This is a genomic window from Pseudoalteromonas sp. CuT4-3 (assembly GCF_035666335.1).
Taxonomy (GTDB): Bacteria; Pseudomonadota; Gammaproteobacteria; order Enterobacterales; family Alteromonadaceae; genus Pseudoalteromonas; species Pseudoalteromonas atlantica.
This window is the reverse complement of record NZ_CP142030.1, coordinates 82,944-103,657: the sequence shown is the minus strand read 5'-3', so window position 1 is coordinate 103,657 and position 20,714 is coordinate 82,944. Positions and strand designations below refer to the sequence as shown.

The following is a 20,714-nucleotide window of genomic DNA, read 5'->3' as shown; positions in this document are numbered from 1 at the left end:
AGAGCGCTATGTTAGTTAATTTTTCCAAAATGCACGGCTTAGGCAACGACTTTGTTGTAATTGATAACATTACACAAAATGTATTTTTGTCTCGCGATCAAATCAAAAAACTGGCTGATCGCCACTTTGGTATTGGCTTTGACCAATTACTTATGGTTGAAGCCCCTTACTCCCCTGATCTCGACTTCCATTACCGTATATTTAATGCCGATGGCAATGAAGTAGAACAATGCGGAAATGGCGCACGCTGTTTTGCCCGCTTTGTGCGCATGAAAGGCTTAACTAACAAGCACAAAATTAGTGTCTCGACTAAGTCGGGCAACCTCACGCTATACATAGAAAAAGACGGGCAAGTGACGGTAAACATGGGCCATCCTAATTTTGAGCCTGCTAAAATCCCGCTTAAAGCCAGCAAGCGAGAACTAACTTATATAATAAGAGCTCAAGAGCACACTGTATTTAGTGGCGCTGTGTCTATGGGTAACCCGCATTGCGTGTTAGAAGTTGACGATATAGCTACCGCACAAGTTGAGGTGCTTGGTCCGCTGCTTGAAAACCACGAACGTTTTCCAAATCGTGCCAATATTGGCTTTATGCAAGTGGTATCGCAAGATCATATTAAACTTAGAGTGTGGGAACGCGGCGTTAGTGAAACCCTAGCGTGTGGCACGGGTGCCTGCGCAGCAATGGTAATTGGCCACATTCAAAGCAAACTTAACACCACGGTACAAGTTGATTTACCCGGCGGCACATTACAAGTACGTTGGAGCGGCGAAGGCCACCCTGTCCGCATGACCGGCCCAGCCGAGCATGTATTTGATGGGCAAGTTGCCTTATGAGCGAGCTAACAAAAGAGCAAGTCGCTGAGTATTTAGCGCGCCACCCTGATTTTTTAATAGAGCAGCCAGAGCTGCTTGCACAACTTGAGTTACACCACAAAACGCAAGGCGCCACCTCGCTTGTGCACATACAACAGCGCCAATTGCGCGAGCACAATACTCAGTTAAAAAATCAAATACACAGTATGAGCGAACACGCTACGCAAAATGAGCTAGTGTATCGCTTGTTTAGCCAATGCCACCGCCAACTGTGGACAAACTACGACTTTAATACGCTTGCCGCAAATTTGCGCAATATTATTTGTACCAGCCCACACATTAGCGAGTGTAGGTTGGTTAAATACAACAACACTTTAGATGGGCTTATTGAGCACCGCCTTAGCCAATTTGGGCACTACTTAGGACGCGTTAATCAGCAAGAGCGTGAGCTATTATTTTGCGAAAACACGCAGTCTTCTGCTATTTATCTTATTGGTTGCGCTGAAAAACCCGTCGCTATATTGGCCTTTGGCAGCCATGATGAAAACCATTTTGAACCCGCACAAGATAACCTATTCGTGCTTGATTTTGTTCATGCATTGCAACTTAGGCTGTTGGAATTGGCATGAGCGACGAGACGCCTAACACTGAGCAATTAAGTGAGCATTGGCGTACACCCATTCATTTATTTAGTGACTATTTAAAGTACGAAAGACAGTACTCAGAGCACACTGTAAATCAGTATGTTAGCCAACTAAACTTTGCCGCCCTGTATTTTAGTAAATTATGTGATGACTGGTTTGGCGTACAAGGCGAGCATATTCGCCGCTACAGCATGGCGCTTCGTTCAAAGCAATTAAGTGGGCGCACCATTAGTTTAAAATTAAGCTGCATTCGTAGTTTGTATAAATTTTTAAAAGCCAAAAACATTGCTCAGCACGCGCATTATCATAACCCAGCACAAGGCATTAAAGGGCCTAAATTTTCTAAGCCTTTACCTAAAAATCTCGATGTAGATCAGATGGCAAGCCTACTAGAGATTAACGATGACGACCCATTAGCCATACGAGACAAAGCTATGATGGAGCTTATGTATTCATCTGGGCTTCGAATTAGCGAGTTAGTTGGCACCAACTTACGCGATATAAACGCCGCAAGCGGCGAAATATTAGTCAAAGGTAAAGGTAACAAAGAGCGACTCATTCCCGTGGGTCGCAAAGCGCTCACAGCGTTAAAAAATTGGCTCAACATACGGGGGCAATTTGCAAAGCCTGACGAAATGGCGGTGTTTTTAAGCAGTAAAAAAAATCGTATTTCGGTTCGCCAAGTTCGCTTACGCATGCAAGAGTGGGGAATAAAACAAGGCATTAGCTCACAAGTGCACCCGCATAAACTTCGCCACTCGTTTGCCTCTCATATTTTAGAATCATCTGGCGATTTACGCGCTGTGCAAGAATTATTAGGGCACAGTAGCTTATCGGCTACGCAAGTATATACGCATTTAGATTTTCAGCATTTAGCAAAAGTGTACGACAACACTCATCCGCGCGCTAAAAAACAAACCGATTAGGAATGTAATTATGATCCGATTTAATCGTGCTCCTCGCCCTTTTTCAGTTATGAGCTTTGATTTAGACGACACCCTGTATAACAACCACCCCATAATAAAAGCCGCGGTTAAAGCCCAGCAAGATTATTTAAACGCGCTACCCAGCTACTTACAAAAAGGCCCAAAATACTGGCAACAATGCCGCAATGAGGCCGTAATACAGTTACCAGAGCTTGCTGATAATGTAACTAAATGGCGCCAACATACGCTACGCTTAGCCCTTTCAAAGCTAGATTTAAATGAGCAAGAGGTAGAGCATCATGCCGATGCTGCCTATAACGCCTTTGCCGATGCGCGCAGTAAAATAGTGGTAACCGACGACGTACTAAAGCTGCTAGATAACTTAGCCCAGCACTTTACGCTGGTTGCAATAACCAATGGCAATGTTGAAATTGAGCGCTTTAACTTACGCGATAAATTTGCGCTAGTATTGCAAGCTGGTATGCACGGTAAAGCCAAACCCCACGGTACACTGTTTGATAAAGCCGCCGCGCACTTAAACGTGGCTAAAAGTGAAATTTTACATATTGGCGATAGCCTAGATACCGACGTACAAGGCGCTAATAATGCAGGCTGCCAATCGGTTTGGTTAAAAGACCAAGGTGCGGCTTATCACTACAAAGGCCTTGCCGATGTTGAAATTGCGAATATTCATGCCTTAGCGCACTTTATCAAATAGCCTAAATAGAACGAAGAGGTTGCAATGAGCCATTATACCAAGCTAATTACCTTGCTATTAATAGGCTCGCTTAGCCTAAACGCTTACTTATTGTGGCCACAAAAACAGCCTGTAGTTGGCACACAAAAAATCCACAGCGGCAAGAGCATCAAAGCGCCAAAAAGTAACCTGCTCAGCCAAGCTCAACAGCAATTTACACAACACAAATTTGATGATGCTCTAAATACGTATCAGCAACTAAATCTAAGCGCTCCAAAAAAAGCACATACTTTATACGCTTCGTGGGTAGCACAACTAAAGCAATGGCTAAACACAAACCTACCGCTTAGCCAGTCATTGTTAAATGCACTTTTAAATAAAGACCCTTACAATACCGAGTTACTCACTTTACACGTTGATTACCTAGTAAAAAGCGGGCAACGGCAAAACGCAATTATTGCGCTATTTGAGCTCTACCCATTATTAAATAAGCACCAACAAGACCCTGTAGATAGGCGCCTTGTGCATTTAACGACTAACGAACTGCATAGTTTGAGTGAGCAGCAAAATTGGCAAACAATTATTGAACAAACTCAAATTTGGCTCGACTATCAAAACGACAATAGCCATTTTTTATACGCACTCGCTCATGCTTATTATCAACTAGAGGACTTTATTAGCGCCTTAACAACTATTGAGCGCATGCCATCAAATCACCCACTACAAGCCGAAGTAACTGCCTTACACGCAATGATAGAGAAAGCTCAATCGCAAGATGACTTTATTGCGCTTACCCCCTACGGCGCACATTACTTAATTAGCACCGAGCTAAATAGCTCAATCCAAACAGAGCTTATGATAGATACCGGCGCAAGTATTACTTCTCTTTCGAGTGACGTGCTTAACCAACTTTCACCCAGACCACTGTATTTAGGCGATGTAACCGTAAACACGGCGAATGGGCAAATTAGAGTAAAACGCTACCAAATTGAGTCGTTTAAAGTAGGGATGCAAACTATTTACGGTTTTGAAGTGCTCAGTATTGAAAACACCCGCGGCCAAGGTTTGTTAGGAATGAACTTTTTATCTAGATTTAAATTTAATATAAATCAACAAACAGATGAGTTAGAGTTGAGTGCTAAATAATTTAAATTTAAGGAAAAAACATGACCCTAAACGATTTTTTTACAGCAACTTGCAGACAACCCTAAAAGCATACAATTTAGCGATACCATGGCGGTAATAGAAGCTAATTACGATTTTACTGTGTGTGGATTTAATAACCACGGCTTACTTAGCTCTGCAAGCGAGAACAACGGCTCATGTAAAATTTTTGCGTTTGCTAAATTAAACGATTTAAGCAAGCAAAATACATTGGATTGCTTTGGTAAGTTTTACCGCGAAGACGTACTACAAAACCCTAAAGCCGATGATCACATGAACATTCGCACATTTATGTTAGCGCCAGAAGCGACTCCATTTTTAGGCCTGAGCTTTGATGGTGAGCCACTAAAAGAGAAATAACACTAAGCTGCTAAATTAAAGCGTTTTTTCCATAAAGTAACGCGTACCAGAGCGTGGATAGTTGTTAAGCTGATACTTAACCACGTATCCGCGCTTTTCATAAAAAGGCTTGGCCTGAAAATCAAGCGTATCGAGCTGTGCGGTCGTTGCACCTAGTTCAGCAGCTGATTGTTCAAGTGCCGTTAGTAACTTATCTGCAAGCCCTTGACCTCGCGCTACATCGCTACACCAGAGCCAACTAATCATCAGCCAATTTCCAAACACACACCCACTAATACCTGCAACAAGCTCACCTTGCTCATCAACAAATTTATAGCCTAATAGCACTCTTTGCGCATCAAAGTGCTGCGCGTTAAATTCAACTATTTTAGTGCGAAGCGCTGAGTTTAACGCATCGGTATTATCTGCTTTTAATTGATACATGTACCGCCCTTAAAGAAGCAGATACTAGCAAACAAACTTAATTAAAAAAGGTTATTTTTTCCATAAGGTACTTCTAGCAAATTGCTGCTTGTTTTTTCGGGTTGGCCGCACATTTCATCGTAAGCGCTAGTATGGCGCAGTACCATTTCGGCGTAGGCTATTTTTTCAAAACGTTTTTGAATATGCAGCGGGCTGAGCGCTTTAACAAACTCGCCATTTTCTTCAGTAACGTAATACTCTACGTTATTTATAATGACAGACACCTGATAGAGCGCCATTTCAAGGGAGTGCGCGACCACTTTTTGTAATGGTTCGTGCTTTTTTAACTCAGAAAATTTCATACCCATAACAATCGCCTTTTAATAAAAAGTAACTTTATAGATACGCACCTTTGCTATAATCGCGATCAAATTATTACATCACTGCCTTTTAAGCTTATGAGCAATACAATTCGACTCGCTAAATACATTGCTCACGCTGGTGTGTGCTCACGAAAACAGGCATCGCGTTTAATTGATGAAGGTGTGGTGACTGTAAATAATCGCCCAGCGAATCATATTGATCACGTTAATGAGCAAGACGACGTAATAGTTAATGGCCAAGCAGTTAAAGGGGCTGCCGATTTGGTTTATTTTGCGTACCACAAGCCTGTAGGTATCGACTGCAAATTAAATGAAAATGACCCTGCCAGCCTTATTCACCATTTACCTACCCTCACTCGGGTTTACCCCATTGGCCGATTAGATAAAGACTCTCGTGGCTTGCTTATTTTGACCAACGACGGAGATTTTTGTAATCAACTTATTCACCCTGACTTCCACCAGCCTAAACGTTATTTAGTCACGGTAGATAAACCTATTAATAATGCGTTTTGCGAAAAAATGGCCGCAGGAATCCCCGTCGATAAACAAGTAACCTTACCGTGTGAAGTAACAAAAATAGCTGACAACCAGTTTAGTATTATTTTAAAGCAAGGGCTTAACAGACAAATACGTAAAATGGCGCATTACTGCGGCTTTAAAGTAATTGATTTATTTAGAGTGCAATTTAGCGAACTCGCCCTCTCAAACCTAAACCTCCCTGAAAACCACTATATACAAATTAATAAAACAGATATTTCAAAAATCTAATACCAAGTCACTTAATTACACCATAAAAAGTTAAAAAATAACCTTGCAAAAATAGATTACAGGTGTAGTCTTAAATTAAAGATTACATTTGTAGGCAATAAAATGATTGAGTTATCAAAAGCAGAATTCGACGTGCTTGATGCGCTTTGGATTAATTACCCAGCAACCGCCAGCCAAATTATTGAGCGCTTAAGCGATGACAAACAATGGCACGAAAAAACTATTAAAACCCTACTGGGTCGATTAGTTAAAAAAGGCGCACTGACCTTTGAAAAAGACGGGCGCCAATATATTTATACTCCTTGTATGGAGCGCGCCGACTACACATTAAAAGAAAGCAAAAACTTTATTGAGCGTTTTTTTAGTGGCCGTATAGCGCCGCTGGTAAGCGGGTTTGCTAAATCAGAGCAGCTTTCGCAGCAAGATATAAACGAGCTAAAAAAGGTCATTGATGACTGGGAAAAAAACCAAAAGTAAGGAGTGGCTATGGATATTCAAACCCTGTTTAACTGGTTACTAGAGCAGCAATTATTACTCAGCATAATGCTTGGCGGGTTTATTATATGTGAGCGTTTTAGTTTAATGCTGCTTGGCCCAGGCTTTGTGTATAAATTAGTATGTCTAATCCCCGTATCGTTACTGGTTGCAAACTTACCAAGTAACATTAAGCCACTACAAAACAGCGCCATTAGCCATTATTTAATAACGCCTAACCAACCCCTTATTAATAACTTAGGCCTAAATTGGGCCGTGCTTTATGTAGTGGTTAGCCTAGTGCTGCTTAGCGTAGTGTTTGTTGTGCATATTCGCTTTATAAAAAGCCTGCAGCTCAATTATTTAATTAATAGCGAACACACTCTAACCTCACACATTAAAACCTATACCAGTAATCATATTGCATCGCCAATGGTGGTAGGTATTTTGCAAAGTAAGCTCATACTGCCTAGTAATTACAAAACCCAGTTTGATAAAGCCACTTTGGCACTTATTTTAGAGCATGAGGCTGTGCACATAAAACGCAAAGATAACCTAATAAATGCCCTGCTGTTACTGACTACTATTTTAATGTGGTTTAACCCGCTCGCCTGGATGGCTTACGCAAGCTTTAGACGCTTGCAGGAGCTAACTTGTGATCAGCGGGTACTTGCCAATAAAACCACACACCAACACATTTTATACAGCAAAGCCTTAGTTAACTGTGCGGCAGCAACGCCAGCAGGCCTAATGGCTTATTCACACTACGGAGATAAAAAGACCATGTTACAACGACTTACCAATATAAAGCACAGTGGCAATCACTCTCGCCTAGCCAAAGGTGGCTTACTGCTAATAGTAACAAGCATGCTTAGCGGTTTAGCCATTGCAAAACAGCCCCAAACTGAAATAACGAAAGAGGATCATATTTCACCAACAATACGCATTGAACCTGTCTACCCAGCCCAAGCCGCTAAGCAAGGCATTAGCGGCTCGGTTGTATTAAAGTACGATATAGCCGCCAATGGCAGAACAAAAAACATTAGTGTCATTCAATCTAAGCCGTCAGACGTTTTTGATAAATCAGCTAAAGAAGCGCTGGCAAAGTGGGAGTATAAAATCTCTGAGGCAGGCTTTAATGATGTACTTGTACAGCTCGATTTTGCTATAAACAGCGAGGTTGCTAATACCGATTTAATAGAACGAATTAAAGTATCGCATTAAGGCTAATGAGTGATGCAAGAGCACAAAGCAAGCGCCCTTTTAGGCCGCTTGCTTTGTGGTTTTAACAATAAAATTAAATACTCACTACAATCATGGCAATGGCAGTGCCTAAGCCAATAAACCATACAAGCGAACGGATAATATCTAAGTTCAACCAATAAAAAATGCAATACAAAGTGCGCGAAACTATATGAGTAACCGCCAAGGTTTCGGTTACTGCATTTACCGAGTTAGTTCCCAGTACCACCGCAATAGCAACGGCAAACACTGCAAGTGATTCAAAACAATTTTGATGAGCAGCGAGCGTTCGCGCACCAAAGCCCGTTAATTTTGCTTGTTGAGAACGCGGGTGTTTATTGTCGTATTGGCCAAACTTTGCCATTGCAATGGCCACTGGTATTTTTGCAAAATAAGGCATTAATACAGCAAGTAATACGCATACTACTAATGTTGTCATAATTTATTCTCTTATTTTAAAACCTAGTTATTTAACCAATACATATAACACACATACACAAAAAAGCCGCCAACACGTTTTATGACATACGCAGGCGGCTAAACAATAACATCATACTTACTATAGCTAAGTTTACCTATAAAGCAGTGCGGCATAGTGTCGCAGGTGATGAATATTCACTATCACCCTTAATGCATCGCATTAATAACTAAAGATTGTTAACTTATAGACCTTATTTTTTACCGACGACCCCTATGACTTGGATCTTTTTCACTTTTTTAGCTGCCTTTATGCAAGCATGGCGAAATGCCCTACAAAGTAAATTAAGCGCACATGCAAGTGTGGCTGGCGTAACCCTCTCGCGCTTTATTTTAGCCGGCCCTATTGCTGCAGTGTATTTGTATGGTCTTTATCAATATGAAGACACAGCCATGCCTACCTTTAATAATGCCTTTTGGGGGTTTGTTTTTGGCGCAAGTGTTATGCAAATACTCGCCACCGGCTTAATGGTAAAGCTGTTTAAAATGAATAATTACGCCATAGGTGCAGGGCTTGCTAAAAGTGAAGCCTTAGTAGCGGCTATTTTAGGGGTATTGTTTTTTGGTTCTGCGCTCAGCCTTCTTGGTTGGCTGGGTGTATTTTTAGGCGCTATTGCGGTGCTTTTACTTAGCGGCATAACCAGCGTAAAACACTTTGATGCTAAAACAGCGTTACTTGGCCTTGCCTGTGGTACCAGCTTTGCCCTTACATCGCTGTGGGTGCGTGAAGCGAGCTTAAATTCAGGGTTATTGTTTCCACACTCAGCTGCATGGGTTTTACTGTTTGTAATAAGCCTACAAACGCTTATATTACTTGGCTATTTATTACTAAAAGAGCCACACACTGTTGGCAAACTTTGGCAATATAAAGGCACCACTGCCGCAATTAGTACTTTTAGCTGTATAGGCTCTATTGGCTGGTTTAGCGCGATGAGTTTACAGCACGTAGCGTATGTTAAAACGCTTGGTCAGGTAGAGGTATTTTTTACCATGCTAATTGCTGTACTTTGGCTCAAACAGCCACTTAAAAAACAAGATACCGCGGGCTTAATACTCATAGCCATTGCCGCTGTTTTAGTAATGCTGCCAAATTGAGAACATAAAAAAGCGCAGGCTTTAAACCTGCGCTACTATAGGCTGCTTATAACTTTTAAAGCGAGTATTAAGCGCTCTTTTTAAGAGCTAATTTTTAGCGTTATCACACCGCAAATGATCATGAGTACACCAGCAATACGGCCAAACGTGGCTGCATCACCGTAAAGTAATATACCCACTAAAAACGTACCCGCAGCACCTATTCCGGTCCATACGGCGTAGGACGTCCCCATTGATATTTGCTTTTGTGCAAGCCACAACATAAAACCACTGGCTGTTAAAAATGCAATTGCCATTACTATACCCTGCCAGCGTGTGTCGGGGTTTTGTGAAATTTTTAAACCAATTGGCCAGCCTATTTCAAGCAAGCCGGCAATGACTAAATAAACCCATGCCATTAAACATCTCTCTTTTTCAAAATTACGTCGTATAAATCTTCGCGGCGATCTTTTAAATTGCGCACCGTACCTTCGCTATGAAGAATTTTTAGCTTATCCATATCAAGGTCGCTAAATAGTAACATTTCAGTATTAGGTGTGGCTTCATTTAATGTTGCATCGTGCGGAAAAGAAAAGTCAGACGGGGTCAACACTGCCGATTGCGAGTACTGTACGTCTAGGCTTTCTACCTCAGGTAAGTTACCCACTGAGCCTGCAATAACCACATAACATTCGTTTTCGATTGCGCGCGCTTGCGCACAGTGACGAACCCGTAAATAACTATTTTTAGTATCGGTCCAAAACGGCACAAAGAGTATATCAAGCCCCTGCCTGGCTAATATGCGCGAAAGCTCTGGGAACTCTACATCGTAACAAATTTGAATACCTACACGCCCAGCATCGGTGTCAAACACGGCAATTTTGTCACCGCCCTGAATCACCCAATCATTTTGCTCATGCGGGGTTATGTGTATTTTTCGCTGCTCGTCTATTTTACCGCTACGGTGGCATAAGTAACTTACGTTATAAATTTTATCGTCTTCGGCAAGTGGCATAGAGCCGGTAATAATATTGGCGTTATATTCTATTGCCATACGCGACATCCCGTTTTTAAACGTCTCTGTATATTCAGCTAAATAGCGGATAGCTTCGGTTTGATTATTCTGATCACCTAAACCCATAAGTGGCGCGTTAAAAAATTCCGGAAATAATATAAAATCGCTTTTGTAGTCAGATACCGTATCTACAAAGTATTCTACCTGCTTGAGCATTTCGTCAACCGACTCTACACAGCGCATTTGCCATTGCACCGCACCTATACGCACTATCGATTTAGTTGATTCGAGTACGGTGTCGGTTGGCTCATACATTATGTTATTCCACTCAAGCAAGGTGGCGTAACCTACAGACTCTTGATCCTCCGGCAGGTACTTTTTAAGTAACCGTTTTACCTGAAAGTCGTTAGAGAGCTGAAAACTTAAAATTGGGTCGTAAAGCTCTTTTTGGTCAACCTTTTCAATGTATTCCATTGGCGTCATTTCACTGCTGTGATTGTAATAACGCGGAATACGGCCACCGGCTAAAATAGCGCGCAAGTTATATTGGCGGCACAACTCTTTACGGGCATCGTATAATCTGCGCCCTAAGCGCATGCCTCGGTGGGTTTCGCTAATTGCTACATCTAAACCGTATAGCGCATCGCCGTCGGAGTCACTAAATACCCGGTCGTGCCCATCGGCTATGTCTTCGTAAGTGTGAGGATTTGAAAAACGCGCGTAGTCTACTTGCACGCTTAGTGCTAAACCCACCAGCACGCCATCATCTACAATGCCTATTTGCCCTTCAGGGAACTGATCTATCAATCTAAAAATAGTATGGCTTGGCCACGCGCCACCTAAATCAGGATAAGCCTGATCCATCAAGGTTTTAATTTGCGGATACTGCTCTTTTGTTAAGTTACAAATTTCTAGGTGGGTTTTTTCTGCCGACATACACAACTCCTTTGGGCATAATAAAATAAAAGCCGAATGTACGCTAAAGTACACTCAGCTTTGTATCATGTTTTTTACGTTACGCGTACTACTTTAAGCTGCGATAAAAAAGTGTAGTCACTTTCTCTTTTGGCAACCAGCCTGCGTATTCAAGGCCAAGCTCTGCCAATGGATCGGCTTTAATTTCTTGCTCTAAGCTTGCGTTATTTTGCATTGCTTTTAGCATTAAATCTTTGGCTTTTTTAACAAGTTTAGCATACGTTACCAGCCCTGAACGGTCACTTACCGGCCCATGCCCGGGTATCACTATGGTGCGCTCGTCTATTTGCTTAATAACGTCATTTACGGCTGCTAATATTCCATCAACACTGCCGCCGCTATCTACATCAACAAACGGCAAGCTGCCAAAGTTAAAGTAAATATCGCCCATGTGCACTATGTTATCGTTATTAAAAAATATCACCGAATCACCGTCGGTATGTGCATAGGCGTAGTGCACTACATGGGCGTGTTCGTTATTAAAATGCAGTTTTAAATCGTGGCCAAAGCTAATGCGTGGCAGGTAATCTGAGTTTGCACCGTGTTTTTCTTCTAATCGCTTATGTACGTTGTCGTGCGCAATGACATGCGCACCGGCTTTGGCAAAGTTTTCGTTGCCGCCAGTGTGGTCGCCATGATGATGCGTATTAATTACAAACTCTGCACTACCGGGTTTTAAATCGCTAATGGTTTTTTTAATGTCGTTTGAAAGCTTGGCAAATTGGTCATCAATAATGTAAATGCCATCTTCCCCTACACTTGCGGCAATGTTACCGCCTTGGCCAAACAGTACATACACACTGTCGCTTAGTTTTTCTGCCGTTACCGGATTTTCATCTGCATGTGTTGCACCGCTAAGTAATAAGCCTGTTATTAATGCGGGTAGTATTTTTTTCATTTTAGTTCTCTGTTGATTTATTAATGATTATATAGAACGTGATTAACTGTAATTTAGTTCATCGTGCTGGCTCTATCACTATTTGATGTATTAGCGTTTGTGGCAATAAAGGCGTGTGCTTACCTTCAATGTAGTCACTAAAGCCTGCACGATAAAACGCGGATAGCGGATGCCCCGACTGCCCACCGGGCACTGCCATAATGGCGTTTTCTAAATGCCCTGGTTGGGCAATAAAGCGCTGCGATGCACCAAAGCTTTTGCCTTGTACGGCGGGCATGTAGCTATCGCCAAAAGCTGGCGCTACAGGCATATTTAAAAGCTTAGCCAGTATGGGCATTTGTTTAGCAAACGGGTGCTCAATATTAAGCGCATTAACTTTACCCCACTGCCAATTTTGTAAGTTATCCCCATACTCAGCCCCAAGTGCTGTCACTGTTTGGCTAAATGCACCTAATAACTGCTCGTCCCAATTTTTATACTCAGGGTTTACCCATGAGCCCGGCCTATCTTTAATAAGCTGCCATATAGCTGGTTCTAGATCCCGCTTTACATATCTAAGCGTGGCGTCTTGCTCATTAAGTTTGTTCTCCATGCTTGCAAATACAGTATTAATTAATGTGCTGCGGTAGTGTTTAACTAAGGTGTAACCTACCGAGCTTGCACATGCGCATTGCTGCCAGTTTTCAAGTGCACTTATGTACTGTGCGTTTTTGGCTTTGTCTTTTTTAAGCTGATTAAGTAGCAATGTGTGCCATGGCGTTAAAAAGCGGGCTTGGTTATCAAGCTGTAGCGCGTAAAAGTCGATCTCAGCAAAGCTTTGTTTTTCAAATAATCTATCACGAATTTGGCTCGAACGTGCCCCTAGCGCGTACCCGCCATTGCCAAAGCGTGCATTATCAGTGGCCGACACAACGCGGGAATTACCTGTCCATAATCGTCCATTTTGCGGGTTTTTAACATAAGGGCGCTGAAGCTCATTTTGCTGCCAGTCGGGTGAGTATTCGTTTGCATTAACACTTAGCTCACTCGGTGTTTTACGCGCCGGTATAGCGCCAATATGTTGCCATGCAGCACTGCCTTGGCTATCTACCACCATTAAATTTTGTACCGGAATACCCACATCGCTTGCCACATCTAGCGCATCATCTACGCTAGTGGCTTGCTCTAGTTTGAGCAGATCCATGTTTACAGCATAAAGTTGGTGTGCAGCCCAGCTAAGTGCATAAGGCTGTTTATTTATATATTTTACTGGGCCGTATTCGCTCATGGTTAATGAGTAATCGTCCACGTCGCCACTAGGCAGTGCGATAGGCTCATTGACTTGCCATGTTTTATTATCGTTACTTAAAGCAACCCAATCGGCCGTGTCTATGTAGCCGTTAGTAAAGCCCCAGGCAATTTTATTATTGGTACCCACCACAATAGCAGGGGCGCCGGGTAGCGATACGCCAGTTACCTGAGCTTGCTCGCCATTTTGTGTGTAATTAAGCTGCGCCCTGTACCAAATAACCGGCACCGCCATAGATAAATGCATATCATCAGAGAGCATGGCTGCTCCCGTTTGGGTATGCGCACCGGTTACTGCCCAGTTATTGCTACCGCGCTCTTGGTTTGCCTGAATATTTTTAACCGTGTGCTGTGCTTGCTCTGGAAGTTGAGGAATGGTGCCTGTAAACGGGGCAAGTTTACTGCCATCAAGCGCCGCTTGGTATTGGCTAGGTTGTGTTAAAAAATCAACCATGTGTTGTCCGTATGCTTGCTCAATATGTATGAGAGCTTCATCTCGCTCAAAGGTGGCACTTTGCAAGTCAAGGTACATGCTAAATATAACTAATAGGCTATCTTCACTTTGCCATGGTTTTTGCGCACCGCCTGTAAGTAAATACTCAAAGCTTGCAAAGCCAACTTGTGCCAGCCCTTCGTTTACACCTTGGGCGTAGCTGTTTAATAGCTGTTTATCGCTTTCGGGTAAGGTGTTTAATATAGCGCGGCTGCGTTTTCGCAATTGATGAAAGCGCATTTTTTTATCAAGTCCAAGGGCCGCTTTACCAAATAACTCACTAAGCTCACCTGCGGCGTTACGTCTTAATAAGTCCATTTGAAAAAAACGGTCTTGCCCATGCGCATAGCCTAACCCGTATGCGGCGCTATTGCGGTTTTCGGCCTTTATAACCGCCTGCCCTAGTGCATCACGCGAAATAGTAACCGGCTTATTAATTGCTGTACTTTGGCCTTTACCGTCAAGTGTGGGCATACTTAAACTTAATACGCCATACACAAGCGCTGTACCAGCTAACCCTAAAACCACAACGAGTAATACTAGCCATTTGATTACTTTAAACATTAATTTGTCCTTTGCACCATTTGTTGCACATATAATAACCATAGTTTTATTAAATAATAATGTTCTTACTCGCAAAGGGTGAAATAAACATCAAAATCCACGATAATAGCCATTCCACATTTTGTGCAGATCTAGTTGAGACTCATATGACTGAAAAAACATTTATCAAAGGTAAAGACCGCGACCTAGAATCGTCTATCTCTACCATGCAAAACAAGTTAAAAGCGCTAAACATCAATGTTGAAGAAGCACTTTGGCTTAACCCTGTAGCTAACTGTTATTCAGTTCATATAAAAGACAGCGACTGCGGTGTAATGTTTACCAATGGTAAAGGCGCAACGGATAAAGCATCTATCGCCTCTGCGTTAGGTGAATACTTTGAACGATTAAGCTGTAATTACTTTTTTGCCGACTTTTACTTAGGTGAAGAATTTGCAAACAGCGACTTTACTCATTATCCAAATGAGAAATGGTTTAAAGTTGAAGGCAATGAAGTGCCAGAAGGCATAATGGACGAAAGCCTTTGGGGTTACTTTGACCCAGAGCGTGAGCTTAATGCCTCACACCTTTTTGACTTTAACTCAGGTAATAACGAGCGCGGCATTTGTACATTGCCATACACACGCCAACGCGATAACCAAGACGTATACATTCCGGTAAACGTAATTGGTAATATTTTTGTTTCTAACGGCATGAGCGCAGGTAACACTAAGTTTGAAGCACGTGTACAAGGGCTATCAGAAGTATTTGAGCGCGCCATTAAAAACCGTATTATCGCAGAAGGTATTTGTTTACCTATCGTCCCTGAAGAGGTTGTAAAGCAATACCCTAAAATTCACGAGGCGTGTGAAGAGCTACGCAGCCATGGTTTTCATTTACGTATTGCCGATGCATCATTTGGCGGTAAATACCCTGTAATGAACGTAACGCTTATTAACCCTGTTGATGGCTCTGTGTTTGCCTCATTTGGTGCTCACCCATCATTTGAAGTTGCCCTTGAGCGTACCGTTACCGAGCTACTACAAGGTCGTCGCCTTGATCAACTTGATGTGTTCCAACCAGCTACTTTTGATAACGATGAAGTTGCAACGCCTGAAAACATTGAGCTGCACTTTATCGACTCAAGCGGTTTAATCTCGCATGACTTTTTCCGTGCTGACGCTGACTTTGACTTTGTTCATTGGGACTTTAGCGGTACAACAGAGCAAGAATACAACTTCTGTACTGACTTAATTCACAGCATGGGCCACGACATTTACATTATGGATTACACACACTTAAACGTGTATGCATGTCGTATTTTAGTACCAGGTATGTCAGACATTTACCCAGTAGATGAACTAATTTGGCGTAACAACAACGAAGGCGCTAAATTCCGTGAAGCATTCCTATCGCTTGATCAGTACGATGCGCAGCAGTGGATGGACATTTACGACAGCCTAGAAGAAGCAGGCCACAGCGATATTATCCGTGCTGCTGAATTTATTGGCCTTGCCACCGATGCCGACACACCATGGCATACACTGCGTATTGGTGAGCTTAAAGCGCACTTATGTTTAGCCGCAGGCAACGAAGAAGCCATTGATTGGGTAGACTGGATACTACACACAGGCCAAGTAAACGAAGATGCAATGCGCCACTTCCGCTGTTTAAAAGCCATTCTTGAAATTAAATACGATGACGAGCGCGACTACGCCGACTACCAAGATGCACTGGGTTTAATGTTTGGCAGCGATAACGTAACGCTGGCTATTGAAATAGCAGAAGGCCGTAAATTATTTAATGGTTTAACCTTCCCTGGTTTATCGCTTGAAGGCTTTAAAAAGCATACAGCACTACTTGATGGTTACCGTAAGTTACATGTCGCTAAGCAAAACCATTGGGCACGTGAAGTAACCGACGCTTAATAGTTAAACTACTAATTATAAAAATAAAACGGCGCTAATTTATCAGCGCCGTTTTTATTTATACAATAAATTAGCTATAGTTAAATTGCCTAAAATAACAGCATGACTTAGCCAATGCCGCCAAAAAATAACAACAAAAAAAACACTACCAGCAACTATAAGCTGACCTTTTGGTTATCGCTTACGCTAATAATACTAGTAAGCATTGTGTTAGATAGAATTAACTACAATCGCGCAAAAGACGCCCACCGCCTACAAATTTTATCTCAAGTAAGTACATACCGTGCACAACTCGAAGCCACCTTGGTATCAAACATTCAGCTAGTTCGTGGATTAGCGGTTGCTGTATCAGCTGAACCTGAGTTACAGCAGGCACGGTTTGAGCAAATTGCCGCGCCTTTGTTTAAAACCTCCAGTGAACTGCGCCATATTGGTGGTGCACCCGACATGATAATTCGTATGTCTTACCCACTAAAAGGTAACGAAAAAGCCATTGGCTTAAACTTTTTAGAAAACAAAAACCAACGCCTAGATGCCATTAGAGCCCGTGATACCAATACTATTGTTATGGCAGGACCACTTAAACTAGTGCAAGGCGACATTGCCCTTATTGCCAGAGTGCCTGTTTATATTCCGCCTGAAAACCGCTTTTGGGGGTTGTTATCTGTGGTGCTCGACATTGAAAAAGTATACAAAAACTCAGGCATAAAAGAGCTTGAAAAAAACTACAACATTGCTATTCAAGGGCGTCATGGTTTAGGCAAAAAAGGCGAGTTTTTTTATGGCAATAACAATATAACCTCACAAGAGCCGCTTGATTTTACGCTCAATTTTCAAGGGGGAAGCTGGCAATTATACGTAGCCCCTAAAGAAGGTTGGAGCCCTGCACCTTCAACTATATGGCCGCTTAGAATCGCCATTATAATTATTTGCGGATTACTAATATGGGCGTTCTTATTCTTTTTAAAAATGCTAAACCGCCAGCAACAAAACGAAAAAATGCTGGAGGCAATGAGCGACCTTGCCCAAATTGGGGCGTGGTCATTTAATCTAGAAACCAAACAAGTGTATTGGTCAGATATGACCAAAAAAATCTTTAAATACCCGCTAAATAAAGAGCCTACCTGGCCTACAAACTTAAATTACTTTAAAGCCGGTGAAAGCAGAGAACGTATCACTCAGCTGGTTGAATCTGCAATTAAAGAAGGCAAAAGTTACGAAGCCGAACTTGAAGTAATTGACTCTGAAGGGCGCGAAATGTGGGTGCTTATTCATGGTGAAGCTGAGCGCAAAAACGAGCGCTGTGTAAGAATATTTGGCTCATTGCAAAATATTGATACCCGTAAGCGCATTGAACTTGAAAACAGCAAAATTGCCCTACATAACGAAATTTTAGCGTCGCTTACAGCCAACGACCTTATTTTAAGTGGCCAATTAAGCCAATCTAAACAAGTTATTACTGAATCTATTTGCCATGCATTAAACATTGAGCAAGCCAGTATTTGGTTTTTTAATAGCTCAAAAACCTCATTGAGTCCTATAGCATCCCATAATATTGAAAACAGAATGGGTAATAATAATGCGGTTTGGCTTAAAAAAGAGGCGCCTGATTTTTTTGAAGCCATAGAAAAACACGCTGTGTTTAGCACCAGTGATGCCCAAAATCACCCTCTACTAAAACCCCTTAAAGCGCATTACTTTGCGCCGCTCAATATTAATGCCATGCTGTGCGCAATCATACCGGCAGGAAATGGCACCATTGGCATAGTATGCGCTGAGCAATGTGCTTCAATGCGCCCGTGGTCACGTAACGAAGAAAGCTTTTTAATTGCTGTAGCCGCCCTCGTGGGCAGCTTGCATTCAAGTCAGCAACGTATTGAAACAGAGCAACAGCTAGTCACCGCCAAAGAAGCTGCAGAGCAAGCAGTAATGGCTAAAAGTGAATTTTTAGCCAGTATGAGCCACGAAATAAGAACCCCCATGAACGGCGTACTGGGCATGCTAAATATTATCAAGCGCACCCAGCTCAACCAGCAGCAAGAGCACCATATTGAGCTTGCACAATCTTCAGCTCAGTCGCTGTTAAATATAATTAACGACATTTTAGACTTTTCTAAAATTGAAGCAGGTAAACTTGATATAGAAAATGTGCAATTTAACTTACCTAAATTACTTGGTGAAGTTGTTGAGTCGTTTGCGCTTAAAGTGGAGCAAAACAATACCAATCTCATTTTAGATGCCACCCAAATTACTATCAGTGAAATAATTAGCGATCCGAATAGGTTGCGTCAAATTTTAAATAACCTGATTGGCAATGCCGTTAAGTTTACTATTGATGGGCAAATTCTGGTGACCGCGCAGATAGATGAAACCACCGATGGCAGTTTTTTACATTGCTCTATTATTGATACCGGCATAGGAATAGACGCAGAAAAACAAAAAACCTTATTCGACTCATTCACTCAGGCCGATGCCTCAACCACCCGCCAGTTTGGCGGCACAGGCCTTGGCCTAGCTATTGTTAAGCAGCTTTGTGAACTAATGGAAGGCGAAGTAAGCGTAACCAGCATGCTAAATGAAGGCAGTACTTTTTCGTTTTCTATAAAAATACAGCCCCGTTTAACTAAAGCGCAAGATTTACCCAGCCACTTAATTAATAACAAACATATTTTAATTATTGATGCCTGCACACTTAACGCCAATATTGCCGCCAAACAATTACGCGTATGGGGCGCACACGTTAATATTTTAAGTGACTATAGCGGCATCATTAATTATTTTGATAACTGCGATACCCAGCCAGATGCATTATTAGTCGATTATCATTTTTTTGAGCAAGCTGCGCACCCGCAAATAAATACATTAAAAAACCGAGTAACCACCAAGCAAAGCAAACTGGTTGTTATGGCACCAATGAGTTATTCGCAAGAGCATAACAACATTGGCATAAATATAGACTGCCTGATATTTAAACCGCTTACTCCGTCAGATTTATTTGATTCACTCACTAACGATAAATACATTGAGCAACAACAGCGCCAAGCACAACTGCAAAATGAGTTAACCGAAAAGCCCAAAGAAATATCAGCGCACGCGCAAGTGCTTTTAGTAGAAGATAACAAAGTAAATCAGGTGGTGGCCTCAGCGTTGTTAAAACAAGTTGGGCTTACCTTTGATATTGCACAAAACGGTCAAGATGCACTAGATAAACTAAACAGCAGCCAAGACAAAAAATACCAGTTAGTTTTAATGGACTGCCAAATGCCCGTGATGGATGGCTACCAAGCCACGCAAGCTATACGCGAAGGAAAAGCGGGTAAGCATAATAAACATATTACAATCATTGCTTTAACGGCAAACGCAATGCAGGGCGATAGAGAGAAGTGCCTCGATGCAGGAATGAACGATTATTTAACCAAACCTTTAGATTCCGCAGCACTAGAGCCTAAATTACAACAATGGCTTGGTACACAATAAAGGTGTAAGCTAAAAATACTGTTTACTAATAAAGAAAAGCCATGCATTTATCAGCAAATCAGCAGCGCGTTATTGGCTGCCTTTTAGAAAAACAAAGCACTACACCCGAGCATTATCCACTGTCGTTGAACGCACTGACGAATGCGTGTAACCAAAAATCAAATCGAGACCCGGTTGTAAACTTGAGCGAAAGTGAGGTGCAACAAACACTTGATGAGCTTATAAGTCAGCACCTTGTAACGCTAGACGAAGGGCTTTCGGGACGAGTTAATAAATACGATCACCGTTTTTGTAATACAGAATTTAATAGCTTACAGTTGAGCACGCAGCAACGGGCAATTATATGTTTACTACTGTTACGCGGCGCACAAACACCCGGTGAGCTAAGAACGCGCAGCGCTCGCCTAGCTGACTTTACAAACGTTAGCGAAGTAGAAACCGCCCTGAGCGCGTTAGCAAAAGATGACTACGTAACAAAGCTTGAGCGCGAGCCCGGCAAACGAGAAAGTCGCTACATGCACCTTTTTGCTGACCCAGCAGTAGCGCCAAGCCCAGTGCCAGCTACAGAAGTCGCAGAAGTTAAAAACGATGAAATTAACGAGTTACTTGCAGAAATTGAGGAACTAAAAGCTGAGCTTAGCCGTATAAAAGCACATTTAGGACTTTAAT

Annotated in this window: 20 protein-coding genes; 13 read left to right on the top strand and 7 right to left on the bottom strand. The window is 42.2% G+C overall.

Annotation, left to right across the window (positions count from 1 at the left end; all coding sequences use genetic code 11):
• The first annotated feature begins 8 nt into the window (after window positions 1-8).
• From dapF to VOI46_RS00495, 6 genes are all read left to right on the top strand, one after another.
• Entirely contained in the window at window positions 9-839 is an 831-nt protein-coding gene (gene dapF, locus VOI46_RS00520) for a diaminopimelate epimerase (RefSeq protein ID WP_004588980.1), read from the top strand.
• Window positions 836-1,447 (top strand): DUF484 family protein, encoded by a 612-nt coding sequence (locus tag VOI46_RS00515; protein WP_024032071.1) that lies wholly within the window; start codon window positions 836-838, stop codon window positions 1,445-1,447. The genes dapF and VOI46_RS00515 overlap by 4 nt, the downstream gene beginning before the upstream one ends.
• The gene (locus tag VOI46_RS00510; RefSeq protein WP_004588982.1) at window positions 1,444-2,388 is read left to right on the top strand and encodes a tyrosine recombinase XerC; all 945 of its coding nucleotides are present in this window, start codon (window positions 1,444-1,446) and stop codon (window positions 2,386-2,388) included. Before VOI46_RS00515 ends, VOI46_RS00510 begins: the two co-directional genes overlap by 4 nt.
• A 10-nt stretch (window positions 2,389-2,398) precedes the next feature.
• On the top strand, window positions 2,399-3,106 hold the full coding sequence (locus VOI46_RS00505; RefSeq protein ID WP_324738120.1) for an HAD-IA family hydrolase: 708 nt from the start codon (window positions 2,399-2,401) through the stop codon (window positions 3,104-3,106).
• A 24-nt stretch (window positions 3,107-3,130) separates the two neighbouring features.
• On the top strand, window positions 3,131-4,231 hold the full coding sequence (locus VOI46_RS00500) for a retropepsin-like aspartic protease (RefSeq protein WP_289076231.1): 1,101 nt from the start codon (window positions 3,131-3,133) through the stop codon (window positions 4,229-4,231).
• 87 nt (window positions 4,232-4,318) lie between these two features.
• On the top strand, window positions 4,319-4,609 hold the full coding sequence (locus VOI46_RS00495; RefSeq protein ID WP_004588985.1) for a HopJ type III effector protein: 291 nt from the start codon (window positions 4,319-4,321) through the stop codon (window positions 4,607-4,609).
• A 15-nt stretch (window positions 4,610-4,624) separates the two neighbouring features.
• Here VOI46_RS00495 and VOI46_RS00490 read toward each other — a convergent pair whose 3' ends face one another.
• Both VOI46_RS00490 and VOI46_RS00485 read right to left on the bottom strand, forming a co-directional pair.
• Entirely contained in the window at window positions 4,625-5,032 is a 408-nt protein-coding gene (locus VOI46_RS00490) for a GNAT family N-acetyltransferase (RefSeq protein ID WP_004588986.1), read from the bottom strand.
• 41 nt (window positions 5,033-5,073) lie between these two features.
• Window positions 5,074-5,379: a DUF6482 family protein gene (locus tag VOI46_RS00485; RefSeq protein ID WP_004588987.1), complete on the bottom strand. Its 306-nt coding sequence runs from the start codon at window positions 5,377-5,379 to the stop codon at window positions 5,074-5,076.
• 90 nt (window positions 5,380-5,469) lie between these two features.
• On the opposite strand from VOI46_RS00485, the gene VOI46_RS00480 reads away from it, so the two are divergent.
• The 3 genes from VOI46_RS00480 to VOI46_RS00470 all read left to right on the top strand — a co-directional run bounded on the left by VOI46_RS00480 (window position 5,470) and on the right by VOI46_RS00470 (window position 7,860).
• Window positions 5,470-6,162, top strand: a complete 693-nt coding sequence (locus tag VOI46_RS00480) for a pseudouridine synthase (protein ID WP_004588988.1) — start codon at window positions 5,470-5,472, stop codon at window positions 6,160-6,162.
• Between the two features lie 102 nt (window positions 6,163-6,264).
• Window positions 6,265-6,639 carry a BlaI/MecI/CopY family transcriptional regulator gene (locus tag VOI46_RS00475; protein WP_004588989.1) on the top strand — a complete coding sequence of 125 codons (375 nt, stop codon included), beginning with the start codon at window positions 6,265-6,267 and terminating at the stop codon, window positions 6,637-6,639.
• Between the two features lie 9 nt (window positions 6,640-6,648).
• Window positions 6,649-7,860, top strand: coding sequence for a M56 family metallopeptidase (locus VOI46_RS00470; protein ID WP_282337858.1), 1,212 nt, complete (start codon window positions 6,649-6,651; stop codon window positions 7,858-7,860).
• Window positions 7,861-7,933: 73 nt separating this feature from the next.
• On the opposite strand, the gene VOI46_RS00465 is transcribed toward VOI46_RS00470, so the two are convergent.
• The gene (locus VOI46_RS00465; protein ID WP_004588991.1) at window positions 7,934-8,317 is read right to left on the bottom strand and encodes an MAPEG family protein; all 384 of its coding nucleotides are present in this window, start codon (window positions 8,315-8,317) and stop codon (window positions 7,934-7,936) included.
• 254 nt (window positions 8,318-8,571) lie between these two features.
• Here VOI46_RS00465 and VOI46_RS00460 point away from each other — a divergent pair, with 254 nt between their 5' ends.
• Entirely contained in the window at window positions 8,572-9,450 is an 879-nt protein-coding gene (locus tag VOI46_RS00460) for a DMT family transporter (RefSeq protein WP_324738119.1), read from the top strand.
• Window positions 9,451-9,530: 80 nt separating this feature from the next.
• On the opposite strand, the gene VOI46_RS00455 is transcribed toward VOI46_RS00460, so the two are convergent.
• The 4 genes from VOI46_RS00455 to VOI46_RS00440 all read right to left on the bottom strand — a co-directional run bounded on the left by VOI46_RS00455 (window position 9,531) and on the right by VOI46_RS00440 (window position 14,661).
• Window positions 9,531-9,848: a multidrug efflux SMR transporter gene (locus VOI46_RS00455; RefSeq protein ID WP_004588993.1), complete on the bottom strand. Its 318-nt coding sequence runs from the start codon at window positions 9,846-9,848 to the stop codon at window positions 9,531-9,533.
• Window positions 9,848-11,380, bottom strand: coding sequence for a bifunctional GNAT family N-acetyltransferase/carbon-nitrogen hydrolase family protein (locus tag VOI46_RS00450; protein ID WP_324738118.1), 1,533 nt, complete (start codon window positions 11,378-11,380; stop codon window positions 9,848-9,850). Before VOI46_RS00450 ends, VOI46_RS00455 begins: the two co-directional genes overlap by 1 nt.
• An 88-nt stretch (window positions 11,381-11,468) precedes the next feature.
• Complete coding sequence (locus VOI46_RS00445) at window positions 11,469-12,317, bottom strand: MBL fold metallo-hydrolase (RefSeq protein ID WP_004588995.1); 849 nt, start codon at window positions 12,315-12,317, stop codon at window positions 11,469-11,471.
• A gap of 58 nt (window positions 12,318-12,375) precedes the next feature.
• Window positions 12,376-14,661, bottom strand: a complete 2,286-nt coding sequence (locus VOI46_RS00440) for a penicillin acylase family protein (RefSeq protein WP_324738117.1) — start codon at window positions 14,659-14,661, stop codon at window positions 12,376-12,378.
• A gap of 146 nt (window positions 14,662-14,807) precedes the next feature.
• Between VOI46_RS00440 and ycaO the strand changes: the two genes are divergently transcribed.
• The 3 genes from ycaO to VOI46_RS00425 all read left to right on the top strand — a co-directional run bounded on the left by ycaO (window position 14,808) and on the right by VOI46_RS00425 (window position 20,713).
• Entirely contained in the window at window positions 14,808-16,568 is a 1,761-nt protein-coding gene (gene ycaO, locus VOI46_RS00435) for a 30S ribosomal protein S12 methylthiotransferase accessory factor YcaO (protein WP_324738116.1), read from the top strand.
• A gap of 114 nt (window positions 16,569-16,682) precedes the next feature.
• Entirely contained in the window at window positions 16,683-20,045 is a 3,363-nt protein-coding gene (locus tag VOI46_RS00430; protein ID WP_324738115.1) for an ATP-binding protein, read from the top strand.
• 41 nt (window positions 20,046-20,086) lie between these two features.
• Window positions 20,087-20,713: a DUF480 domain-containing protein gene (locus VOI46_RS00425; protein ID WP_324738114.1), complete on the top strand. Its 627-nt coding sequence runs from the start codon at window positions 20,087-20,089 to the stop codon at window positions 20,711-20,713.
• Window position 20,714 lies beyond the last annotated feature (1 nt).